This window comes from Thermococcus sp., from assembly GCF_027052235.1.
Classification (GTDB): Archaea; Methanobacteriota_B; Thermococci; order Thermococcales; family Thermococcaceae; genus Thermococcus.
This window is the reverse complement of sequence record NZ_JALUFF010000050.1, coordinates 15,357-36,021: the sequence shown is the minus strand read 5'-3', so window position 1 is coordinate 36,021 and position 20,665 is coordinate 15,357. Positions and strand designations below refer to the sequence as shown.

General features: G+C 54.1%; 22 protein-coding genes and 1 CRISPR repeat array. Of the genes, 14 read left to right on the top strand and 8 right to left on the bottom strand.

The window, feature by feature from the left end; genetic code table 11:
• Window positions 1-748: DEAD/DEAH box helicase family protein (locus MVC73_RS06000; RefSeq protein WP_297508281.1), on the bottom strand; the 748-nt coding region annotated here is incomplete at its 3' end.
• Between the two features lie 46 nt (window positions 749-794).
• Between MVC73_RS06000 and MVC73_RS05995 the strand changes: the two genes are divergently transcribed.
• Window positions 795-1,034, top strand: a complete 240-nt coding sequence (locus MVC73_RS05995) for a hypothetical protein (RefSeq protein ID WP_297508305.1) — start codon at window positions 795-797, stop codon at window positions 1,032-1,034.
• Here the strand turns inward: MVC73_RS05995 and MVC73_RS05990 are convergent.
• The 3 genes from MVC73_RS05990 to MVC73_RS05980 all read right to left on the bottom strand — a co-directional run bounded on the left by MVC73_RS05990 (window position 1,012) and on the right by MVC73_RS05980 (window position 3,541).
• Window positions 1,012-1,716: a hypothetical protein gene (locus tag MVC73_RS05990; protein ID WP_297508278.1), complete on the bottom strand. Its 705-nt coding sequence runs from the start codon at window positions 1,714-1,716 to the stop codon at window positions 1,012-1,014. The two genes, MVC73_RS05995 and MVC73_RS05990, sit on opposite strands and share 23 nt — an antisense overlap.
• A 65-nt stretch (window positions 1,717-1,781) precedes the next feature.
• A complete protein-coding gene (locus MVC73_RS05985) occupies window positions 1,782-2,828 on the bottom strand; it encodes a M42 family metallopeptidase (RefSeq protein ID WP_297508302.1) in 1,047 nt (348 codons plus the stop codon).
• 116 nt (window positions 2,829-2,944) lie between these two features.
• On the bottom strand, window positions 2,945-3,541 hold the full coding sequence (locus MVC73_RS05980; RefSeq protein WP_297508275.1) for a hypothetical protein: 597 nt from the start codon (window positions 3,539-3,541) through the stop codon (window positions 2,945-2,947).
• 58 nt (window positions 3,542-3,599) lie between these two features.
• Here MVC73_RS05980 and sfsA point away from each other — a divergent pair, with 58 nt between their 5' ends.
• The 3 genes from sfsA to xerA are packed head-to-tail and all read left to right on the top strand — an operon-like array spanning window position 3,600 to window position 6,060.
• Complete coding sequence (sfsA, locus tag MVC73_RS05975) at window positions 3,600-4,313, top strand: DNA/RNA nuclease SfsA (RefSeq protein ID WP_297508272.1); 714 nt, start codon at window positions 3,600-3,602, stop codon at window positions 4,311-4,313.
• A 45-nt stretch (window positions 4,314-4,358) separates the two neighbouring features.
• Window positions 4,359-5,231, top strand: coding sequence for a toprim domain-containing protein (locus MVC73_RS05970; protein ID WP_297508299.1), 873 nt, complete (start codon window positions 4,359-4,361; stop codon window positions 5,229-5,231).
• Between the two features lies 1 nt (window position 5,232).
• Entirely contained in the window at window positions 5,233-6,060 is an 828-nt protein-coding gene (xerA, locus tag MVC73_RS05965; RefSeq protein WP_297508296.1) for a site-specific tyrosine recombinase/integron integrase, read from the top strand.
• An 11-nt stretch (window positions 6,061-6,071) separates the two neighbouring features.
• Here the strand turns inward: xerA and pfkC are convergent, their stop codons facing one another.
• Together pfkC and MVC73_RS05955 are read right to left on the bottom strand one after the other, a co-directional pair.
• Complete coding sequence (gene pfkC / locus MVC73_RS05960) at window positions 6,072-7,454, bottom strand: ADP-specific phosphofructokinase (RefSeq protein WP_297508269.1); 1,383 nt, start codon at window positions 7,452-7,454, stop codon at window positions 6,072-6,074.
• A 75-nt stretch (window positions 7,455-7,529) separates the two neighbouring features.
• Window positions 7,530-8,243 carry an aspartate/glutamate racemase family protein gene (locus MVC73_RS05955; RefSeq protein ID WP_297508266.1) on the bottom strand — a complete coding sequence of 238 codons (714 nt, stop codon included), beginning with the start codon at window positions 8,241-8,243 and terminating at the stop codon, window positions 7,530-7,532.
• Window positions 8,244-8,335: 92 nt separating this feature from the next.
• Here MVC73_RS05955 and MVC73_RS05950 point away from each other — a divergent pair, with 92 nt between their 5' ends.
• The 4 genes from MVC73_RS05950 to MVC73_RS05935 are packed head-to-tail and all read left to right on the top strand — an operon-like array spanning window position 8,336 to window position 11,019.
• Complete coding sequence (locus MVC73_RS05950) at window positions 8,336-8,944, top strand: nitroreductase family protein (RefSeq protein WP_297508263.1); 609 nt, start codon at window positions 8,336-8,338, stop codon at window positions 8,942-8,944.
• A 40-nt stretch (window positions 8,945-8,984) separates the two neighbouring features.
• A complete protein-coding gene (locus tag MVC73_RS05945; RefSeq protein WP_297508260.1) occupies window positions 8,985-9,320 on the top strand; it encodes a hypothetical protein in 336 nt (111 codons plus the stop codon).
• A gap of 3 nt (window positions 9,321-9,323) precedes the next feature.
• The gene (gene thiI / locus MVC73_RS05940) at window positions 9,324-10,466 is read left to right on the top strand and encodes a tRNA uracil 4-sulfurtransferase ThiI (protein WP_297508257.1); all 1,143 of its coding nucleotides are present in this window, start codon (window positions 9,324-9,326) and stop codon (window positions 10,464-10,466) included.
• Window positions 10,467-10,470: 4 nt separating this feature from the next.
• Complete coding sequence (locus MVC73_RS05935) at window positions 10,471-11,019, top strand: DUF998 domain-containing protein (RefSeq protein ID WP_297508254.1); 549 nt, start codon at window positions 10,471-10,473, stop codon at window positions 11,017-11,019.
• 57 nt (window positions 11,020-11,076) lie between these two features.
• Window positions 11,077-11,978: a CRISPR direct-repeat array (repeat unit 30 nt; unit sequence GTTTCAATTCTCCTAAAGTCTTATTGCAAC).
• 484 nt (window positions 11,979-12,462) lie between these two features.
• Here the strand turns inward: MVC73_RS05935 and MVC73_RS05930 are convergent.
• Window positions 12,463-13,962: an MFS transporter gene (locus MVC73_RS05930; protein WP_297508249.1), complete on the bottom strand. Its 1,500-nt coding sequence runs from the start codon at window positions 13,960-13,962 to the stop codon at window positions 12,463-12,465.
• An 83-nt stretch (window positions 13,963-14,045) separates the two neighbouring features.
• Here MVC73_RS05930 and MVC73_RS05925 point away from each other — a divergent pair, with 83 nt between their 5' ends.
• From MVC73_RS05925 to MVC73_RS05915, 3 genes are read left to right on the top strand one after another with little or no spacing between them, the layout of a single operon-like run.
• The gene (locus MVC73_RS05925) at window positions 14,046-16,829 is read left to right on the top strand and encodes a DEAD/DEAH box helicase (protein WP_297508246.1); all 2,784 of its coding nucleotides are present in this window, start codon (window positions 14,046-14,048) and stop codon (window positions 16,827-16,829) included.
• Window positions 16,826-17,128 carry a hypothetical protein gene (locus tag MVC73_RS05920; RefSeq protein WP_297508243.1) on the top strand — a complete coding sequence of 101 codons (303 nt, stop codon included), beginning with the start codon at window positions 16,826-16,828 and terminating at the stop codon, window positions 17,126-17,128. Before MVC73_RS05925 ends, MVC73_RS05920 begins: the two co-directional genes overlap by 4 nt.
• On the top strand, window positions 17,070-17,426 hold the full coding sequence (locus MVC73_RS05915; RefSeq protein ID WP_297508240.1) for a hypothetical protein: 357 nt from the start codon (window positions 17,070-17,072) through the stop codon (window positions 17,424-17,426). Before MVC73_RS05920 ends, MVC73_RS05915 begins: the two co-directional genes overlap by 59 nt.
• Window positions 17,427-17,580: 154 nt before the next feature.
• On the opposite strand, the gene MVC73_RS05910 is transcribed toward MVC73_RS05915, so the two are convergent.
• Window positions 17,581-18,633, bottom strand: coding sequence for a M20/M25/M40 family metallo-hydrolase (locus MVC73_RS05910; RefSeq protein ID WP_297508293.1), 1,053 nt, complete (start codon window positions 18,631-18,633; stop codon window positions 17,581-17,583).
• Between the two features lie 129 nt (window positions 18,634-18,762).
• On the opposite strand from MVC73_RS05910, the gene MVC73_RS05905 reads away from it, so the two are divergent.
• The 3 genes from MVC73_RS05905 (at window position 18,763) to MVC73_RS05895 (ending at window position 20,659) form a co-directional block, all read left to right on the top strand.
• A complete protein-coding gene (locus MVC73_RS05905) occupies window positions 18,763-20,142 on the top strand; it encodes a CGP-CTERM sorting domain-containing protein (protein ID WP_297508238.1) in 1,380 nt (459 codons plus the stop codon).
• 81 nt (window positions 20,143-20,223) lie between these two features.
• Entirely contained in the window at window positions 20,224-20,379 is a 156-nt protein-coding gene (locus tag MVC73_RS05900) for a 50S ribosomal protein L39e (RefSeq protein WP_297500949.1), read from the top strand.
• A 10-nt stretch (window positions 20,380-20,389) separates the two neighbouring features.
• Window positions 20,390-20,659, top strand: coding sequence for a 50S ribosomal protein L31e (locus tag MVC73_RS05895; RefSeq protein WP_297508235.1), 270 nt, complete (start codon window positions 20,390-20,392; stop codon window positions 20,657-20,659).
• Window positions 20,660-20,665: the final 6 nt, after the last annotated feature.

The following is a 20,665-nucleotide window of genomic DNA, read 5'->3' as shown; positions in this document are numbered from 1 at the left end:
CGTTGTACTCTTCAGCTTCCTTGATGGCCCTGTTCACGGCGTTTATGCTCAGCCTGTCGCTCAAAGCTGAGATAGCCTGATCGGGAAGGTTGTGGGCCTCGTCGAAGACCACTATCAGGTCGGAGTAATCGATGCCCAGCGAGCTCATCAGGCTCTCCCTTATGCTCGGGTTGAGGGCGTACAGGTAGCTCGCCACTATAACGTCGGCCTTCTCGGCTATCTTTCTCGTCAGGTCGTAGGGGCAGAGTTCGAGGGTCTCTGCATAGCTCAATATCTCGGCCGGATGGCTCGGCTCCTGAAGGAAGAAGCGAACTAGCTCGTCAAACTCGGCCTTCTTCTTTTTCTCGTTCTCGTAGAAGGGACACTTCCCGAGCTTCTTCAGGTTCCTGCAGACGACCATAGCTGTGTAGGCGTCGCTCGTGTACTCCCTTAGGTAGCTGTGGAGGCAGAGCTCCTTTCTGCTCCTCAGCTCGACACCTGAAACCGGGCTCTTGGCGTTTATCGCCTTCAGCTCCTCTATAACGCGGTCCATCTGCCTGTGAGTCCTCGCGAGGTAGAGAACCTTGAGGCCGAGCTCTTTGGCAACGGGGAGAACTCCGGCCAGAACGCTTATCGTCTTCCCAAAGCCGGTTGGCGCTTCGATTATGGCGTTCTCTCCCCTCTCTGCAGATTCCCTAACGAGCTCGATGAACTCAAGCTGGTGCTCCCTTGGTTCGTAGGGGAAGTACTCCAAACCGGGTTCACTCATGGGAAAGGGTTTTAACACCTCTCTTTTAACCTTTCCCGTGGTTGAAATGGAGGAGAAGGAGTGGAAGATAATCGAATACGTCATCGAGGCCCTCCTGATATGGTGGCTCGGCTACCTCTTCCTCTACCAGAACTACCTCCTTCACAGGTGGCACAGGGGGCTTCCTCTCCCGTCCAGATGGCCCTTCGTCGTCGGCGGTCTGGCCATGGCGCTGGCCTTTCTGGCCTACGAGTTCTGGAAAATTGAGAAGAAGCCCGGGGAAGTTAGGGGAGCCGGCGAAGGGTAATCCTGTGCTCTCCCTTTATTTCAAGCCCCCCGAAGTCCTCCTCATTGACCTCAAGGAGGGACTTTCCAACCTCAACAATAGCGCTCCCTGAGGAGTTGTGGTGCTCAACGTTCTCAACGGAGTCGTCCTTAACCTTAATGACGAACTTCCCCGTTTCGCCCTCTCCAACAATCTCAAAGCTTCTAAGACCTGTTGAGAAGCGCAGGTGCCTTACAAGATGGGGCAACTTTTCCCCCGTCAGGTTCCTCACGTAGAACTCCTCACCGCCAAGGGGCAGGAGGACTCCCTCTATCTCTCTATAACTCTCCGCGAACCTGCAGACGGCCAGCCCGAAGCCCCTCGCCAGCTCGGAGAGCTTCCTTCCGAGAAAGCGCTCGACGAGGTCGGCGGAGGCCCTTGAGATAAGCCTTTCATCCTCAACGGAGAAGGAGAGTATGAGCAGGCCCTTAAAGCCCTTCATCACGTAGGTTGCAGTGGAGTCCGCAAAGGTCACCTCAAGGGAGCCCTCAAAGTCGAACCTGAGAAACCTTCTCCTTAGGGAAATTCTCGCCCTGAGCGGTCCCTCTCCCGTAACTTCACCCTCAAAGGGAAGGGAGCGAAGGAGTTCAACCGGTTTGGACGTTACCCACCTTACCGCGTCCCAGTCCCCTGAGAACGGAAATTCGAGGGTTCTTGATTTCATCCATGGACACCCTTGTGCTCTACTGGAAAATATTGGTGTGGAGTGTTTAAAAATTTAAGGTAGGGTCAGAGCTCAAGCTCGCCGATGTGCTCAAGAACCTTGACCATCAGCTTGACACCGGCATCAACGTCCCTCTCGTCAACCACTTCCGTGTTCGAGTGGATATAGCGCGCTGGAACGCTTATCGCCCCGGTTGGCACACCACTCTTAGTCAGGTGTATTGCACCTGCGTCGGTTCCTCCTCCAGTGAGGATGTCCCACTGGTAGGGTATCTCGTACTTCTTCGCCAGCTCCTCCATCCACCTGACTATCGTCGGGTGGCAGATCACCGAGCGGTCCATGATCTTTATCGCAGTTCCCTTTCCGAGCTCGGTTATGTGCTTGTGCTCAGGAGTGCCGGGAACGTCAGCTGCTATTGTAACGTCTATGGCGAAGCCGTAGTCGGGGTCGATACCGAAGGCAGAAACTTTAGCACCGCGGAGGCCCACCTCTTCCTGGACGGTTGCGACGAAGTAGATGTCGGCGTCGCTCTTCTCAAGCTCCTGAGCTGTCTTAACGAGGGTGTAGACGGCTATCCTGTCGTCGAAGGCTATGCTAACTAAGCGGTGCTTCCCGAGTCTTTCAAGCCTGCCGTCCCAGGTGATAATGGTTCCTATCTTAACTCCCATCTCCTCGGCCTCTTCCCTGCTCTCCGCTCCGATGTCGATGAAAACCTGCTCCCAGGTCGGTGCCTTCTTCCTCTCCTCTGGCTTCTGGATGTGCGGGGGAACCGAGCCACCGACGCCGTAGATGAACTTCCCCTTGTCAACCCAGACCTTGAACCTCTGGGCTATCAGAGTCCTCGGGTCAACGCCTCCAACGGGGGCAACGCGGAGAAAGCCGTTCTTCTCGATGTGAGTAACCATTAGGCCTATCTGGTCCATGTGAGCAGCGAGCATTACCTTTGGGCCGTTTCCTTTCCTGTGGGCTATGACGTTCCCGAGCTTGTCGACCCTTATCTCGTCGACGTAGGGCTTGAAAGCCTCTATCACAACGTCCCTTACTCCCAGAAACTCGTATCCGGAAACGCCCGGAGCCTCAACGATTTTCTTGAGCAGTTCAAAATCCACCATGGCCACCGCCTCCGTTTAGATTTCCGTCTGAATGTTGGGGGGCAGATATTTAAGGTTTTCCAAGGGCGAGAGCAGTCCATCAACGGTCAGACAGTCTCTTCTGAATAAAACTTTATCTAGGGGTAGATTCTCACCCCCATCGCCCTCTCCCCGTTGTCGTAAATCTCGCGGATTTTAAAGAGATACGCCGGCGTTTTACTCCAGTCCCTCGGCTTCTTGGGCCTGTGAAAGACGTCGTGGACGGCGTTGGTGTACTCCCATATCTCATCTCCCTCGTGAACCTCGACCTCACAGCGAACCTCGTAGGAAGTACTCGGTGGCGTGAAGAAGAGTATCGTCGCCTCTCTGCTCCCCGAAATAACGTTCTGCCACGTGTGCTTTTTCGCGAGCTCAAGGGAGACGAACTTCGTGAAGTCTATCTTCTCGCGGACGTATATCTCGTTCAGGAGGAATTCGAGGGCTTCCCTTGGGTTGTAGGGCCTCCTCAGCTCTTCCCTCAGCTTCCCTATCGTCTCCGCGAGAAGATCCTCACGGTGGATGAAGCCGATTCCCTTTATCGAGCCGTTTACTCCGGCTTTACCGCAGGTTATTATAGCGGCGTTGTGTCTGGTGAAGCCTATCAGAGCCTCCGGCCCGAACTTCCCCTCGGCGAGCTTCTTTATTCCAGCCACCCTCTCCTCGAAGGCGTAGCGGATGAACTCTTCCGGTAGCATCGAACCACCGCTTAAGATTGCCCTAAACTTAAAAACGCCTTTCGGTCTAGTAAACCACATGAAAAAGCCGGTATTGCTCGAACTGAACACCGTTCCATGCACCTTCATCGAGAGGCTCAACCGCTTCGTGGCCTTAGTTGATGTAAACGGGGAAACCAGAAAAGCCCTCGTCACAAACACCGGTCGCTTGGAGGAGTTCATGATCCCGGGGAGAAAAGCCTTTTGCCTTCCGAAAACCAGCGGAAAGACCGACTTCGTTCTGGTTGCCTTCGAGGACTTGGAGGGAAAGGGGGCCGTGATAGACACGAGAACTCAGGCCAAAGCCTTCGAGAGGGCCGTTGAGCTCGGATTGGTTCCCTGGCTCAAAGACTGCAGGATAAAGCGAAAGGAGGTTAAAGTGGGGAGCTCTCGCCTCGATTACCTCTTCGACTGCCCGGGTGGAGAAACCTATGCCGAGATGAAGAGTGCAGTTTTGAGGGGCGGAAAACGCGGAGAATACGCGATGTATCCCGACTGCCCGTCAACGAGGGGGCAAAAGCACATAAGAGAACTTATCGAGCTTAAAAAGGCCGGAAAAGGGGCGATGATATTCTTCATTGGGGCCATGCCAGGTGTTGAAAAGTTCAGGCCCTACGAGAGGGGCGATCCCGAGATAGCGAGGCTTTTGAGGGAGGCGGAGAAGGCCGGCGTTGAAATCCACGCCCTGAGCATCTCCCTGCTCCCTGGAAAGGGGGTCATCCTTGAGAGGCCAGAGCTTGAGATTGAGGTTTAAGAGAAGTTTTTAAACTGGTCGGGAAAACTCCTTTAGGTGATGGACATGGCGATAGTTGACGTCAGGATTCTGGTCGAGGGCGCGAGCGACGTTGAGGTCGTCAGTAAAGCTCTCCAGGGGCTTGCACTCGGGAGCGAGTACAACATCACGATTTCCTCGATAATCCCGACGACCAACGTTGAGATAGCCAAGAGCGCCGCGGCAGGCGCGGATTTGCTCATAATAGCGACCGACGCGGACAGAGTTGGCAGGGAGCTCGCCGAGAGGCTCTTCAACGAGCTGAGCCAGATGGTCGGGCACATAGAGAGGATGAAGCTCCCCCTCGGCCACGACTTAGAACACGTTGATGTAGAACTTGTCAGGAAGGAGCTCAGGAACACCCTCGTGAGGGCAGGCCTAAAGAGCCTTCAGGTTCTGCCGGAGTACATGGAGCTGAGGAAACAGCTGCTCGACATCAAGGGCAGGTACGACGAGCTGGCCGGCCAGTACGAGGCTCTATACAGGGAGCACGAAGAGCTCGGGAGGAAATACGAGGAACTCACGAGGGAGAGCGAGGCCCTGAGGAGGGAGAACGAGGCATTGAAGGAGTTACTTGAGAAAAAGATACAGCCGATGAAGCTCGAAGAGGCGTGGAGCAACCTCTTTCCGGCGGAGCCTCTTCCCGACGAGAGAATATTTGCAATAGCCGTTGAAAAGCTCGGCCTTGCCGGAAAGGTTATCGTCGGGCAGGGCTATGTCTTCGCCGAGGACTACGAGCTCATAGAGGAGCTCATGAGAACGGTCTACCTGAGCCTCTCCATTAAGGAAAGCCTTGAGGAGAAGGCCGAAGGGGAGAGCAGAGAGGTTGCAGAAGGACAGGAAAAGCCGGAAAAGCCCGAGGTCGTAGAGGACGCCGAGGTGAACCTCAACGAGCTCTGAAATCATTGAGGAGTTCGAGACCTACCTCGACCTTGAGGGCAAGAGCCCCAACACGGTTAGGATGTACTCCTACTACGTCAGGCGATACCTTGAATGGAGGGGAACGCTAAACGCGCGCTCCGCCCTCCGCTTTCTGGCCCGGCTGAGGAGGGAGGGCTACTCAAACAGGAGTCTGAACCTTGTCGTTCAGGCCTTGCGCGCTTACTTCCGCTTTGAAGGAGCGGATGAGGAGGCGGAAAAGCTCAAACCGCCCAAGGTTCCGAGGAGTCTGCCAAAGGCCCTAACAAGGGAGGAAGTTAAGAGGCTCCTCTCAGCTATTCCCCCGACAAAGAAGAGGGACAGGCTTATCGTTCTCCTGCTTTACGGTGCCGGTCTGCGCGTCAGCGAGCTCTGCAACCTGAAGAGGTCTGATGTTGACCTTGAGAGGAATCTCATAGTTGTGCGCGGGGGAAAAGGTGCTAAGGACAGGGTGGTCCCTATTCCGGCCTTTCTGAGCGATGCCATAAGGGACTACCTCGGCACAAGGAAGGATGAAAGCGAGTACCTCATAGTCGAGGACAGGCGGAAGAGGAAGGACAGGCTCTCGCCCAAGACAGTCTGGCATCTCCTCAAGAAGTACGGCGAGAAGGCTGGAGTTGAGGTGACCCCCCACAGGCTCCGCCACAGCTTTGCAACTCACATGCTCGAAAGGGGCGTTGACATAAGGGCCATTCAGGAGCTTCTGGGCCATTCAAACCTCTCCACGACGCAGATATACACCAAGGTCACAGTTGAACACCTGAGGAAGGCCCAGGAGAAGGCCCGGCTGATAGAGGAGCTGATTGAGTAAACTTAAGAAAATCAAAGCGCGTCCTTTCTCCTCAGAAGTGCAAGGTAGCTGGTGAATGCCCCGGTTGAGATTGTATCGCCGAGGCCTACAGTCGAGACCGGGTTCTTGACGAGCCTCGTCGGGATTATCACTATCTTGTACTCCCTTGTCCTGAGCCTCCTCTTCGCTTCCTCAAAGCGTAGCTTGACGTATTCACCGCGCTCGTTGTACGGGACGCTGAGACCTACTTTAAAGTCCTCAGGCGAGCGGATTTCACCGAGAGATGCCCTCGCCGCGGCCAAGGTCGTTGCGAGCTCCAGACTGCTCTTCAGCTCATCCTCGCCAAGCGGGTTGCCGGCGTGGGCGATGTACATGAGGTAGTATATGGTGTGTATCTGGAGAACCTCAAGGTTCATCTCGTCGATGAGTATCTTGCCACCAAGGACGGTGTCCTCTATCCTGTTGTAGGTGAATATCCTCTCGGCCAGCTCCGGGTAGCCGAGGGCGTTGAGCACATAGGCTATTTCGGACTCGTCCATTCCAACGCTGTCGACGAGCGGGAAGAGGTTGTAGATGACCTTCTTTCTGAGCTCGCGGTTCTGGATTGAGGCGAACTCAAGGTGGACCTTTATGTCCTTCTCGCGCTTGAGGAGGAGTATGTCCTTTTTAGCTTCCCTCAGGTAATAGTTTGCGTCCTTTCCGTCGGAATAGCGGAGCTTTATGCCCTGATATCCCGAGAGTATTGCCCCGTCGCTCATAAGGCCTATCTCGGGAAGGAAGGGCTTGAGCCTCTCCTCGGTGTATATCCTTATGCTCTCGAACCTCGCCGAGACTATAAAGCGGCCGGAGAAGGGAACCGTCACGGTCTCGTCCCCCAGCCTGAAGGTCGTCCCGGCACGGAACTCGAATATCCTGTTGACCTTAACCGGGTCGTTCTGGCGGTAGGCCTCGCGCGGGTGCTTTAGAACAAGCCTGCCGTCTTCAACAATGGGATAGAAGAGGTTGGCCTTTGGCACGAAGAGCTCGGCCTGCCTCTTCGCGAGATGAGGACTGTAGACTATCACCCTGCTGAAGTCGAGGTTTGCGAGAAGGTTTGCTATAATCCCCGCCTGTCCGCCCATCCTCTCGACGTCGTATTTGAAGTGCGAATCAAACCAGCCCTGGAGCTCCTCGTTGACGAGGGGAACCGCCATTGGCTTTCCTGTCTTGAGCGCGTGCACGAGTCTGGCAACGAAGTCCAGTGGTTCGTTTATCTCCCTCGGGTACTCGTCCATTCTCTTCTTTACTGCCTCGGCCCCGAACTCGTCTATCAGCCTCTGAACGGTCTCTCCCCTGAGGTAGACTATCGCGTCAACGTTCGTGTTGTAAGCTGTGAACATTGAGAGCCTTCTAGCCTCGTCGAGGAGCCCGATCATGTGTATCACCATCAGTGAGTAACTGAGGAATAGTGAAGGGAGCACTCTTAAAAGAGTTTCGGCAAAAATTAAAATTCAGTACTCGGTGAAGAGCCTTCCCAGTTCAGGTATCTTCTCCATGACGTCCATTTCCCTCAAGGAAAGCCAGAGCGAGGCCTGGTTGCTGGTAACGACAGGGATTCCCAGGTCTTCCTCAAGGGGCTCGATTATCTCGAACGTTCTCAGGTTCGTGCAGCTTATGAATATCGCGTCGGCTTCCTCGATAAAGCTGGCCTTCGCAAGGCGGTAGGCCTCGTAGGGCTCAAGCTTCCCGATCTGGGTGTTGTCCTCTATTCCAAGGCCTCTTATGTCAAGAACCTCAAACTCATTGGCTTCAAGGAACTCCTTTTCCCTCTGGTTTATCTCGTCGGTGTAGGGGGTTATTACTAAAATTGACTGGGCGTCGAGTACTTTGAGGGCCTCCACAACGGCAGTGCTCGTGCTCACAACCGGAACGTTAACCTCGTCCTCTATCTTTGCCTCAAGCTCCTTCTCGTAGTCCTTTCCGCCTATGAACGAACCGCTCGTGCACCCGTAGAGTATCAGCTCGACGCCGGCATCCTTAAGGAGCTTCGCGGCTTCAACGGCCAGAGCGTTCATGCTGATCAGTTCCTGCTCGTTGACGTTCCTGAGCGGAACTCTAGCAGTGTGGAGGGAAACACCGTGGGGCAGATACGTGTGGAGCTCCATCTCCATTGTTGTGTTCGATGAGGGAACTATAAGGCCGAGCCTTCCTCTCCATCCGTACATAATTCCACCGCTGGAACTACTCGCGGGTTCTATTAAACCTTTGGTTTTGGAAAAGGTGATTAAGTCCGGTGAGCACTTAGCCCGGTGGTTGTATGGAGCTGGATGAGGCCATAGCGCGGAGGACATCTGTGAGGTATTTCGATGAGAGACCCCTCAGCGAGGAGACAATCCTCAGGCTCGTGGAGAGCGCCATAAGGGCCCCTACAGCGAGCGGTCTTGAGAACTGGCTCTTTGTAGTGTTCCGGAGCGAAGAAGCCAGAAAAAAGCTCTACGACCTGATAGCTGAGGGAATGGTCGAATACTACCGCGCCGTCAACCTGCCGGAGGATAAGATGGAGAAGCTCAAAAGTAGGATGTACGAGGAGGGCATGTACAGGGCGCCGGTTTACATAGCGGTCTTCATAGACAGGCGCGTCCGATTCCTAAATGGAAGGAAGTTCGACGAGGTCGAGTTCATATGGAGTGTCGAGAGCGCGGCGATGGCCATTCAAAACCTCATGCTGAAAGCGACTGAACTCGGCCTCGGCACGGTCTACATCGGCGTGACGAACTTTCAAGGGATAGAGGAGAAAGTCCGGGAGCTGGCGGGCCTCGACGAGAACTACTACCTTGTCGGCGTCATTCCGGTGGGCTATCCAAGGGACGAGGTGAGGCCCCGGAAGAGGAGGAAAGGGTCGACCGATGTTGTGAAGTTCGTCTAAACGTTTTTATGCCCCGGCGGGGAAAGGGAGTGGGAGGAATATGATAGAGTTCGTAATACTGCTCGGCCTCATAGGCGGATGGCTCGTGATGGCAACGACGCTCTTCCTTATGCTCGCCTTCGGAAAGATGTGGGGCCTAGTTGGGGTTCTCTTCCTCGTTGCGTTCCTCGTGATGAACCAGAGGTGGAAGGCGCGCTACATGAGAACCATAGTGGACGCGACGCCGAGGGCCAAGGAGCTCGCCCGTCACATCTTTGAGATGAACGAGCTCATACTCCTCTCCTCCTACCTGATGTCGCTCGTCCTCTACACCGTCATCCAGAAGTACGTTGAGATAGTTGTCAGGTTGCCTCACCCGATAAGCCCGGTGGGATGAAAGATGAACGTGGTTGTCGTCAGATACGGTGAAATAGGCACGAAGTCGAGGCAGACGAGGAGATGGTTCGAGAACATACTAATGAACAACATACGCGAGGCTCTTGTCAGCGAGGGGATTGAGTTTAAAAAGGTCGAGGCCAAGCACGGCAGGGTTCTCGTGAGGACCAACAGGGCAAAGGAAGCGGTGGAGGTTCTTCAGCGGGTCTTCGGCATAGTATCGCTCTCGCCGGCGATGGAGGTTGAGGCTGAGCTGGGAAAGATAAACAGAACCGCCCTCAAGCTCTTCAGGAGGAAAAAGCGCGAGCTCGGCCTTGAGAAGCCCAAGTTCAGGGTCACCGCGAGGAGGATAACCAAGGAGTTCCCGCTCAAGAGCCCAGAGATACAGGCGAAGGTCGGCGAGTACATCCTTGAGAACGAGGAGAGCGAAGTTGACCTGCACGACTACGACATCGAGGTTGGAGTGGAGCTGATGGAGGGCAGAGCGTACGTCTTCGTGGACAAGATTAAGGCGTGGGGCGGTTTGCCGATAGGAACGCAGGGAAAGGTCGTGGCCCTGCTGAGCGGTGGAATAGACTCCCCAGTGGCGGCATTCCTCATGATGAAGCGTGGCGTTGAAGTTATTCCAGTCCACATCTACATGGGGGAGAAGACCCTTGAAAAGGTCAGAAAGATATGGAACCAGCTCAAAAAGTACCACTACGGCGGAAAGGCCGAGCTGATAGTTGTGAAGCCAAAGGAGCGCGATAGGATAATCCAAAAGCTCAAAGAAATGAAGAAGGAGAAGTACACCTGCGTGATGTGCAAGTTTATGATGGTGAGGAACGCCGACAGAATAGCCAAGGAGTTCGGGGCGAAGGGCATAGTGATGGGCGACTCCCTCGGTCAGGTGGCGAGCCAGACCCTTGAGAACATGTACATCGTCAGCCAGGCGAGCGATTTGCCAATCTACCGCCCGCTGATAGGCATGGACAAGGAGGAGATAGTGGCCATAGCGAAGAAAATCGGTACCTTCGAGCTTTCAACGCTTCCCGAGGACGAGATACCCTTCATCCCGAAGCACCCTGTAATAAGGGGCTCATGGGAGGAGTTCAAGAAAATTTATAAAGCGATATTCGGGGAGGAGCCGGGAAGGAAGGGGTGCTGAGAAGATGAACCTCCTCAGGCCCGCCCCGTACATAGCAATCTCACTTCCCTTCGTCTTTGCCCTGTCAATAACGCTTGTCATAGCCCATAACCCGTGGTTCTCTCTCCAGAACAACGCCTTCAGCGACATGGGTTCCCTGAAGAACCCGGCCAGGTGGTACTTCAACGGCTTTCTCATGGGATTCGCGGTTCTTGCGTTTATTCCTGCTTATGCAGCCTTCAGGAACGGCTTGTCTTACCTCATGCCCCTTGCCATGGTTTTTCTCTTCCTTGTGGGCCTCTTTCCTGAGGAGTTGCCCTACCATGCTCCCTCGGCGGTTCTGTTTTACCTCCTTGCTCTGGCGGACATAGCCATCGTCGGCTTCAAGCTCGGTGAGAAGGGCCTTGAGCTTGGCTACCTGTGGAGCGCACTTTCCTTTTTGACGCTGCTCTCAATGCTGACGATAGTTAAACTCAATCTCTTTGGGGGACTCGCGATTCCCGAGCTCATCGGGGCAATCTTCATACTATCGTGGTTCGTCTTCCTGGGAGGGCTTCTTTCAAGGGCTTTTTGAGGGCATCCCTTGGAGAATCTGAGCTTACTCGTCGTGCTCAGACGACTCTCAGCTTATGATCCATTTCCCTAAGAGTCTTATTGCAACGTCAAAGGACGGCTTGAACCAGCCCTCTTCCACGAAGTTTCAATTCTCCTAAAGTCTTATTGCAACTCATCATCACTTAGAAAAGGTGGTGCGTCCGCTTGGTTTCAATTCTCCTAAAGTCTTATTGCAACCACGTACTCAGGAACCTTGTCTGGGTCGTACTCGTTCTTGTTTCAATTCTCCTAAAGTCTTATTGCAACAGGTGATTCTCATGACCGCAGTGTTTATCTCTACCTCGTTTCAATTCTCCTAAAGTCTTATTGCAACCGGGTAGGGTTAATTTTTGACCCCCAGACCCTGAAGGGTTTCAATTCTCCTAAAGTCTTATTGCAACACGCTGACTGAAAGAGACAGAGAAGGGCCGGGTTAAGGTGAGTTTCAATTCTCCTAAAGTCTTATTGCAACTTGGATTGGATGTTGTGTCGAGTTCTACATGGGTTTTGTTTCAATTCTCCTAAAGTCTTATTGCAACCCCCTTCCTAATCACCAGAGCGAGGCCACCCAGCCCCGTTTCAATTCTCCTAAAGTCTTATTGCAACCGTTTCAATGTTCTGTTGCTTTTCCCGTTCCTCGAGTTTCAATTCTCCTAAAGTCTTATTGCAACCAGCGTACAGGGAAGAAAAAACCCACCCCCCCGCTCCGTTTCAATTCTCCTAAAGTCTTATTGCAACGAACATCTGACCTGTTAATCCTATACTCGTAGTAAACGGTTTCAATTCTCCTAAAGTCTTATTGCAACCCCTAGCTCCCACGACATCCCTGAACGTCCCCACAGGTTTCAATTCTCCTAAAGTCTTATTGCAACGAGAACGTGCTCTATCTCGCCGAGGAGGCGGATAACAGTTTCAATTCTCCTAAAGTCTTATTGCAACAGGGCGACTTTTTCCTCCGTTCGCCCAACAGAGAAATAAAAAACACTCGAATCTTATAAGCTTTTCCTCAAAGGGGTCTTAAACAGGCCCTGAGAGAGGTTTAAGCAGGGGGCATCTAAGGCGTTAACCAGGGAACTGGCTTCCAAGAGCACCGCCCCATCTTAATGCACACCTATGTACATGAAACTTCCGGAGACTTCATCAGGGTTTGATTAGCGACTAGTCCATTTTGGAACCCCAAAATCTTCAAAAAAACGGTTACGTTCGGATTTGGAGAGTTTTCAGCTTCCTCCCGTTCCATTTCCTGTTTTCGAAAGATTTTCGTTACAAATTTAATTTAAATCGTGACTTAATGTTAAATACTAACTTTCGGTTGTTAAAGAGTTCCAGAGAGCCGTCTGCCGGCAGATTGCAAGAAGGAGGTGTTAAAGAACGTTTTGGGAGAAAAGAAAGAATTATAGCGTGATAAACTGCATGGGCCAGCTTAAGCGGGCTCGACTACAACGTCCTTTTCCCCACCGTTCTCGACCTCATGAATCCTCCCGCCCTTCATGACCTCCCGGATTGCCAAGATCAGCAGGGCAAGGAGCAGGAATATGACGGCCGAAGTTCCGAAGAGCACCTCGTAGGCCTTTGTGGTCGGGATCTTAATCTTGACCCAAGGTGGAGCTCCGGGCGGGTGGAAGAGGATGTAGTAGGTGCTCATTATGGTGCCAGCGATGGCCGGCCCCCATGTCGAGCCGAAGTTTCTGAAGAGGCTGTTCGCTCCGGTTGCCACTCCCATAACCCTCGGCGGAACCGAAAAGACCAGCACGTTGATTAGGGAGATGTTCATCAGCGTTATTCCCGTTCCGACTAAGGTTATGAGCCCCACGAAGGCCCAGAGGTGGCTCGGTGGAAGCTGGGGGGCGTACTTCGACAGGATTCCCAAACCGATGGCCGCGGTGAGCGCACCGGTTAAGGCGACGGGCTTTGCACCGACCTTCGGCATGAGCTTTCCGGCTATTGGGGCAACTATGAGCATCACTAGAGCCATCGGCGTCATGAGTATTCCGCTCTGGAGAATGGTCTTCCCGAAGCCGAAGGGTGGCTTCATCTGGAAGATGTAGGTGTTCGCCTGGCTCATCATTGAGATGCCGAAGGCCGCGAACATTATCCCGATGTTAACTATGGAGGGGTTTCTAGCGGTTATTATCCCGAGCGGGATTATCGGGTTCTCGACCTTCCTCTCCCATAGAACCAGGAGTCCAGTACCAATGAGGGCCACCGCGAAGAGTGCCAGGGTCTCCCTGGCAGTCCAGCCGACGTTAGGTGCTCTCGTAACGGCCACGAGGGCCGGGACAACGGCTACCGTCAGGAGAACAGCACCGATCCAGTCAACCTTTCCCGGGTTTATGTAACGGCTCTCCCTCAAAACCTTCCACGCGAGGAAGAACATGAGAACCGCGAATGGCGCAGCGGAGTGATACGTCCAGCGCCAGCCCCAGTTCTGGGTAACCCAAGCGCCGAGGGGTAGTGCGATGACCATACCTACCGCGAACATCGCGCTTATCATTCCCTGAACCTGGGGAACCATCTCGGGCGGAAACTCCTCCCTAACGAGGGCAAAAGCGAGCGGGAATATCGCCATTCCAAAGCCCTGAATGGCTCTCGTAACGAGAAGCCACTGGAAGCTCGGCGCGAAGCCGTTCAGTATGACGCCGGTGGTGTAGAAGGCTAACGCGATGAGGAACATCTTCTTTTTCCCGTACATGTCGCCTAGCTTTCCAAACAGGGCAACGCTCACCGTTCCAACGAGGAGGTAGATTGTAAGAACCCAGCTGACGTCGTTCGGGTTTATCGCGAACTCCCTCTGGATGGTGGGCAAAGCCGGTGTGAGCATTGCCTCGGTGTACATGACGAGGAGTGGCAAAATGACAACAACCAGCATGGCCCTTTTTGCATAGCTCAGGTCGTAGGTTTCACCGTTCCTCTCAACGATCATATCTCTTCACCGATATGTCGAACGATATATCGCTTTATAAGCTTAGCGGTAGGGGTTATAAACTCACAGATAAAGTTCACACCATGTACCCCCTCCTCAGGAAGGCCATTAAAGAGAAGTTCGGCAGGCTGAACCGCCTCCAGCAGGATGCCTTCAGGGAGGTTAGCTTGGGAAAGAGCGTTCTGGTTATAGCGCCAACCGGCTCGGGAAAGACGGAAGCGGCAGTCCTTCCGGTCTTCAACGAAATCCTTGAGGAGAACCTTAAGCCGATTTCTGCCCTCTACATAGCTCCTCTCAAAGCCTTAAACAGAGACCTCCTCGACAGGCTCGAATGGTGGGGGAGAAAGCTAGGGATAAGCGTTGAGGTGAGGCACGGCGACACTTCGGCCTACAGGAAGGCGAAACAGGTCAAAAACCCTCCTCAGATGCTCATCATCACCCCCGAGACGCTCGGAGTTATCCTGACGGTTAAATCACTCAGAAAACACCTATCCAACGTTAAGTTCGTTATAGTTGACGAGATAGCCGAGCTCGTGGACAACAAGCGCGGTGCTCAACTTCTCCTCAACCTTGAGCGTTTAGAGGAGATAGCCGAGTTCAAGAGGATCGGCATGACCGCGACGGTCGGCAACGAGGATGAGGTGAGGGAGTGGCTCAAAGCGGACGTTATAGTGAAGCCCTCCTGGAGGAAGAGCTACCGCTTCCACATCCTATATCCAGAACCAAGCGGAGAAGACGAGGAGCTCGCGAGAAAGCTGAGCCTCTCGCCGGAGATAGCGTCTCGCTTAAGACTACTCTGGGATATCGTCGAGAGGCACGGGAAAGCCCTCATCTTCACCAACACGCGCCAGTTCGCCGAGATTTTAGCCCACCGGTTGAAGGCCTGGGGAAAGCCCGTGGAGGTTCACCACGGTTCCCTCGCCAAGGAGGCCAGGATAAGGGCGGAGAGAGCGCTCAAGGAGGGGAAAATCAAAGCGCTGATATGCACTTCATCGATGGAGCTCGGCATAGACATTGGAGATGTAGACGTCGTTATTCAGTACATGAGCCCGCGCCAGGTCAATCGTCTGGTTCAGCGCGCCGGTAGAGCTAAGCACAGGATAGGCGAGGTGAGCGAGGCCTACATCATAGCGACGAACGTGGAGGACTACCTCCAGAGCCTGGTCATAGCGAAGATGGCTTTAGAAGGCCGTTTTGAGGCCGTTGAGCCCATTGGAGGCCTCGACGTTTTGGCCCATTTCATAGTCGGCCTCCTCATCGAGCATAAGAGGCTTCCCCGCGAGAGGCCCTACGAGATAGCGAGGAGGGCATACGTTTACAGGGATCTGAGCTGGGAAGACTACCTCGACGTCCTGAAGGTTTTAGAAGATTCTAGGCTGATAGGCTACGACGAAGAAAAGGGCCTCCTCTACCTAAGGAGGGGAGCCTTCCAGTACTACTACGAGAACCTCTCCACGATACCGGATGAAGTTTCTTGGAGGGTCTTCGATGCAGGGAGCGGGCACGTCATAGGCAGACTGGACGAGAGCTTCGTGATGGACCTTGAGGAGGGCATGGAGTTCGTGATGAACGGGCGGAGCTGGATAGTGCTCAAGATTGACGATGATGCAAAACTCATCAAAGTCCGCGAGAGCAAGAGCCTCGAAAGTGCAATACCGAGCTGGGAGGGCGAGATGATTCCCGTTCCCTTTGAGGTCGCTTTCACCGTCGGAAGGCTGAAGAGGGAGCTGGCCTTTGACTTTGAGAAGGCGAAGGATCTTTTAAAGGGAGTCGAGTTCGAGGAGGAAGAACTGAGGAGGGCGATTGAGGAAATACGGGACGAGCCCTTCTCAACCGACAGGGACATCGTTGTGGAGAGCACCCCAAAAGCCCTGGTAATCCACGCGGACTTCGGCAACAGGGCAAACGAGGCCCTCGGTAGGCTTGTGTACTCACTCCTGAGCCTCACCTACGGAAAGGTCTTCTCAATGAGGAGCCAGGCACATGCCGTCGTTTTCAAAACGCCCTTCCATCTGAACCCGGAGGAGGTGAAGCGCTACCTTTACGGGGAGCCGGATAGCTTGGAGCCAATAGTCGCCCGCTCCCTCCGCGACTCCCACGCCTACAGATGGAGAATGCTGAACGTCGCGAAGCGCTTCGGGGCTTTGAGAAGAGAAGCAAGGATAAGGCGCGTTGAGAGGCTCTTCGAGGGGACGGTAATTGAGAGGGAAACCCTCAACGAGCTCTACCACGACAAGGTCGATGTAAGCAAGGGAAAGCTCGTCCTTGAGATGCTGAAAGCCGGTTCTCTGCGCGTGAAAACCTCCCTCAGGGGAGAACCCTCGACGCTGGCGAGTCTCAACATGACCGTTGGGGGCGAGTTCCTCCTGAGCGGGGCCCTTGAGAGGGACGAAATCCTTGAGCTCTTCAGGAAGAGGCTGCTCGACCACGAGGTCGTTCTGGTATGTACTAACTGCGGCTGGCACTCGAAGACAAAGGTCTCAAGGTTGAGAAACATCAAAGACAGGGAGTGCCCGCGCTGCGGCTCGAAGATGCTCGCCGTTGCCCATCCTATCGATGCGGAGGAGTTCCTGCCCGTTCTGGAGAAGGTTCGCCACGGAAAGTCGCTGGAGAAAAAGGAGGAGAGAACCTACAGAAAACTGCTGAAAGCGGCTGACCTGGTTGATTCCTACGGCTTCGAGGCGGTTCTGGCTCTGGCCAGCTACGGGACGGGGCCGGACACGGCAGCGAGGCTTCTGGCACAGTATAAAGGGGACGCCCTTCTGGTTGCCCTCATGGAGCGCGAGAGGCAGTTTATAAGGACGAGAAGGTTCTGGGTGAAGGAGAAGGGTGAGGAAGAAAACTCCTCGGATAAGAGCACATCATGACTCATGACCGTTCCAGAGCAACAACGCTCAAATATGTTGGCACCCCCTATACAGTATGGGTCTTCGATGAGGCCCAGTACCTGAGGTATTCAAACTACGACTACACGGCGCTCCTTGCATCCTTAAACGACGGCTACGAGAACATAACCGTAATTCTAACGGGATCGGAAGTTCAGATACTCGAGGAATTTTTGGAATTCAACGACAGGCACTCCCCTCTACAAAAGGGAGCACGAGATAATGCACCTCGAGCGCTTCAGCAGGGGCGAAAGCCTCCTCTACCTGAGGAGGGGTTTTGAAGAGCTCGGGATGAGGGTTCCAGAGCGGGAGCTGGAAAGTGCCGTTGAGGCACTTGACGGCATCGTTGGGTGGCTTAGGGAATACGGATGGATGAAATACAGGGGAAAGGATCACACGACTGCAATTGAAGAGGTCTTCCAGAGGGCAAAAAGGGACATAATAGACGAGCTTTCGCGGTACTCGCCAAGGTATCTCCGCATCGTGGCGGCCGTTGCTGAAGGCTACCGCTCGTGGAGGGCAATAAAGGAATACATTGAGAGGATAGAGGACCGGGAGATCAACAAGGGGACTCTCTAACACCGAGATAAAGAATCTCGTCCGCTATGGCTACCTAGAAAAGAGGGGGAACGAGTACCGGATAACAGACCCCGTCATAGAGAGGGCGCTCCGTTCCTGAGTGGTGAAGGCCCCACCAGTTACTGGTGGGGGTTCAGCTCAATAAAACCTGCCCTCACTCGCTACCGTAAATCTCGTTGAGAACCTTGAGGAACTCGCTGGCAGTGACAACGTCCCTGACGTCTATTCTCTCGTGGGTGGTGTGGGAAATGTCAAGGTTACCCGGGCCGAAGACTATCGTCCTTGTCCCGTTGTACATGAAGTTTATAGCATCAGTCCAGCTCCTCATACCACCGAACTCGTCTATCTCGGTTTTTTCCATCGCCTTTTTAGCGAGAACAACTATCTCTTCATCCGGTTCGAGCTCGTAGCCGTCCCATATCTCGGTGTACTCGTAGCTCTTTGTGTACTCGTCTAGGATTGGGTCGAGCATGTCGAGTATGTCCTCGACTTCCTGGTTTGGAAGGAGCCTGGCCTCAAGCCTTCCCCTGCAGAGGGCCGGGATGAGGTAAACCGGATTCTCGCAGAGAAGCTCCTGGATGCCTATATGGGGGTCGAAGTACTTACCCTTCTGCTTGAATGGTTCAAGGTTCTTGAGCTCCTCCAGCATCTTGTAGGTCTCCTCTATGGCGTTGACCCCGCTTTCCGGACAGGCGCCATGGGCCTCTTTCCCATCAACCTCGAAGTAGGCCTCTATGTTGCCGGCATGAGCTATGTGGACTTCAAGGTCAGTAGGTTCGAGCACGACGGCCATCTTTGGCCTATAGCGCTCCATGAAGAGGGCACTGCCACGCCCACCGTGCTCCTCGTCGCTGACGAAGACGACGCCAACGTTCAGGTCTTTACCTTCCTTCCTCAAGCTCTCCATCATGAGGAGTATTGCCGCTGCTCCTCCCTTTATGTCGCTCGCCCCGGTTCCGTAGATTATGTTGCCCCTGACGAAGGGTTCTGCCCTTATAGGTATCGTATCGACGTGAACCTCGTAGAAAAGCTCTGCATCGGGGTTTACAACAAGGTCGATTATCTCGCCGTCGCTCTCGATGTGGACGTCGTAGTCGAGCTTGTGGAGGAACTCCATGATGTGAAGCATTATCCTGTCTTCCTGGCCGGACGGAGAGGGGATTTTCAAGAGCTGAAGGAGTATCTCCTTCGCGCGTTCGGTCTTCATTTGAGTCACCTAACGCATATTGGCCCAGCCCTTTATAAACTTCTTCCACTGGGCAAAGCTTAATAAGTCCGGGCCGTTTTTAGCGACAGGGAAGATGGAGGTATAGTCATGAGGAAAAGTGGTCTGTTGATGGTTCTTTTCGTTGTTCTGGGGTTGCTGGCCGGTTCGGCTTCTGCTGATGGATTCCACGAGGTTCAAAAGGAGGAATACTGGGTCTCATGGGACGGCGGTGCTAACGTCACCCTCGATACAATCCTCTACGGCCCGGCTGACCTGCTCAACAGGACTAAGGAGAGCATACTCGACGTTGGGATAGAGAACGCCACGAGACTTTTTGCCAGCCAGACGGCACAGAAGCTCGCCCAGCAGGGCCTCAAGATGGAGAACGCCACGGCCGAGATACTCGGTTACAACTCCACCGGCCCGCTTGAGACGATAGTTAGGGGCTACATCCCGAACTTCGCAAGGTACTACTCCTACGACGGGGTATGGGAGATATCCCTTGACGTCCTCAGGGTTGCCGACCTCTACCAGATTGACCCGACGAAGATAAACGGTAGCGTGACGCTTGAGAACACCTTCACCGTTCATCTCCCCGAGGGTGCGGAGGTTACCCTCCTTCCAGAGAACTACAGCGCGACCTCCAACGGGAGCTACGTGAAGATCGCCGTCTCCAGAAAGGGGAGCGATGTGGTGATACACTCGGTCATATACTTCGCGAAGGGGGTGAGCTACGCCGACATCCAGAAGATATACGGAAAGCCGAGGGCCTTCGTGATCCAATATCGGGGGAAACCGGGGAAGGAGAACGCGACCCTCTGGAAGATGCAGATATTCAACAACATAACCGTCGGAAAGAACCAGACGGTGTTTGACAGCGTTGAGAAGTACCTCGAACCCGAGTCCTACGTGAACTACCTCAAAATCCAGATATCCTATCAGGGCGTTGACAAGGCCGAGCAGGGACTCTACCAGAGGTACGCCCAGGCCTTCCAGAAGGAGGGAATCACAGTCAGGAGCGGGAAGGTCAGGATTCTGAACCTCAACTCCACCGGGCCCCTCATCGTTGAGTACCACTTCGTTCTGCAGAACTTCACCAAGGAAGTCAACGGCACCTACATCTACGCCTACGACCCCAAGCTTGAGCTAGGAACAATGCAGTTCCTCAACAGACTCGACGCAAGCATAAACGAGACGAAGGTCACGAGGTTCGTCCTTTCAGAAGGAGCCAAGTTCGTTGAAATCCCGAAGGACATCGAGGTAAGCTCCAACGGCAACAGGATAATCCTGAAGGTTGAGAAGGTCAGCGACTCCGAGGTGGTCATCAGGAGCGAGGTCTTCCTCCGCTACGGCACCCCTCTGAAGGACTATCAGGAGCTGATGTCAAAGGTCCCGGACAAGGTCGAGTTCAAGTACCAGCTCGGAAGCAGTTCTAAGAGCACCTGCGGGCCCGCACTGCTCGTTGCACTGGCGGTTCTGCCCCTCTTGCTCCTCAGGAGGAGGTTCTGAACCCCCTTTTCTTCCCCACGAAAAAGCTTAAAAACGCATCCTCAAAGCAAGGACAGGCATTACAGTTACGGAGGTGTTATCATGGCTAGGAACAAGCCACTGGCGAAGAAGCTCAGGCTTGCAAAGGCTAACAAGCAGAACAGGCGCATCCCCGTGTGGGTCATCGTTAAAACGAACAGGAAGGTTCTCACCCACCCGAAGAGGAGGCACTGGAGGAGAACCAAGCTGAAGGAGTGAGGTGGTTCGGATGATTGAGCCCGGAAGTGAGGTAATATTCGTCGTTCCCATCAGGAAGATAAAGAAGCGCGTTCCGCGCTGGAAGAGGGCACCGAGAGCTGTTCGCTTCGTCCGCGAGTGGGTGGCGAGGCACGCCAAGGCAGAGGACGTCATAATAGGCACCGACGTCAACGAGAAGATCTGGGAACGCGGAGCGGAGAAGCCCCCCAACAAGCTCCGCGTCAAGGTCGTCGTTGAGGAGAGGGAAGGCAAGAGGGTTGCCAGGGTCTCCCTCGCCTGACCCAAC

What these genes read in the sequence shown, in the direction of transcription:
- MVC73_RS05995 (WP_297508305.1), top strand. Translation starts at nt 795, where the DNA reads ATGGAGGAGAAGGAGTGGAAGATAATCGAATACGTCATCGAGGCCCTC.
- MVC73_RS05990 (WP_297508278.1), bottom strand. Translation starts at nt 1,716, where the DNA reads ATGAAATCAAGAACCCTCGAATTTCCGTTCTCAGGGGACTGGGACGCG.
- MVC73_RS05985 (WP_297508302.1), bottom strand. Translation starts at nt 2,828, where the DNA reads ATGGTGGATTTTGAACTGCTCAAGAAAATCGTTGAGGCTCCGGGCGTT.
- MVC73_RS05980 (WP_297508275.1), bottom strand. Translation starts at nt 3,541, where the DNA reads ATGCTACCGGAAGAGTTCATCCGCTACGCCTTCGAGGAGAGGGTGGCT.
- sfsA (WP_297508272.1), top strand. Translation starts at nt 3,600, where the DNA reads ATGAAAAAGCCGGTATTGCTCGAACTGAACACCGTTCCATGCACCTTC.
- MVC73_RS05970 (WP_297508299.1), top strand. Translation starts at nt 4,359, where the DNA reads ATGGCGATAGTTGACGTCAGGATTCTGGTCGAGGGCGCGAGCGACGTT.
- pfkC (WP_297508269.1), bottom strand. Translation starts at nt 7,454, where the DNA reads ATGATCGGGCTCCTCGACGAGGCTAGAAGGCTCTCAATGTTCACAGCT.
- MVC73_RS05955 (WP_297508266.1), bottom strand. Translation starts at nt 8,243, where the DNA reads ATGTACGGATGGAGAGGAAGGCTCGGCCTTATAGTTCCCTCATCGAAC.
- MVC73_RS05950 (WP_297508263.1), top strand. Translation starts at nt 8,336, where the DNA reads ATGGAGCTGGATGAGGCCATAGCGCGGAGGACATCTGTGAGGTATTTC.
- MVC73_RS05945 (WP_297508260.1), top strand. Translation starts at nt 8,985, where the DNA reads ATGATAGAGTTCGTAATACTGCTCGGCCTCATAGGCGGATGGCTCGTG.
- thiI (WP_297508257.1), top strand. Translation starts at nt 9,324, where the DNA reads ATGAACGTGGTTGTCGTCAGATACGGTGAAATAGGCACGAAGTCGAGG.
- MVC73_RS05935 (WP_297508254.1), top strand. Translation starts at nt 10,471, where the DNA reads ATGAACCTCCTCAGGCCCGCCCCGTACATAGCAATCTCACTTCCCTTC.
- MVC73_RS05930 (WP_297508249.1), bottom strand. Translation starts at nt 13,962, where the DNA reads ATGATCGTTGAGAGGAACGGTGAAACCTACGACCTGAGCTATGCAAAA.
- MVC73_RS05925 (WP_297508246.1), top strand. Translation starts at nt 14,046, where the DNA reads ATGTACCCCCTCCTCAGGAAGGCCATTAAAGAGAAGTTCGGCAGGCTG.
- MVC73_RS05920 (WP_297508243.1), top strand. Translation starts at nt 16,826, where the DNA reads ATGACTCATGACCGTTCCAGAGCAACAACGCTCAAATATGTTGGCACC.
- MVC73_RS05915 (WP_297508240.1), top strand. Translation starts at nt 17,070, where the DNA reads ATGCACCTCGAGCGCTTCAGCAGGGGCGAAAGCCTCCTCTACCTGAGG.
- MVC73_RS05910 (WP_297508293.1), bottom strand. Translation starts at nt 18,633, where the DNA reads ATGAAGACCGAACGCGCGAAGGAGATACTCCTTCAGCTCTTGAAAATC.
- MVC73_RS05905 (WP_297508238.1), top strand. Translation starts at nt 18,763, where the DNA reads ATGGTTCTTTTCGTTGTTCTGGGGTTGCTGGCCGGTTCGGCTTCTGCT.
- MVC73_RS05900 (WP_297500949.1), top strand. Translation starts at nt 20,224, where the DNA reads ATGGCTAGGAACAAGCCACTGGCGAAGAAGCTCAGGCTTGCAAAGGCT.
- MVC73_RS05895 (WP_297508235.1), top strand. Translation starts at nt 20,390, where the DNA reads ATGATTGAGCCCGGAAGTGAGGTAATATTCGTCGTTCCCATCAGGAAG.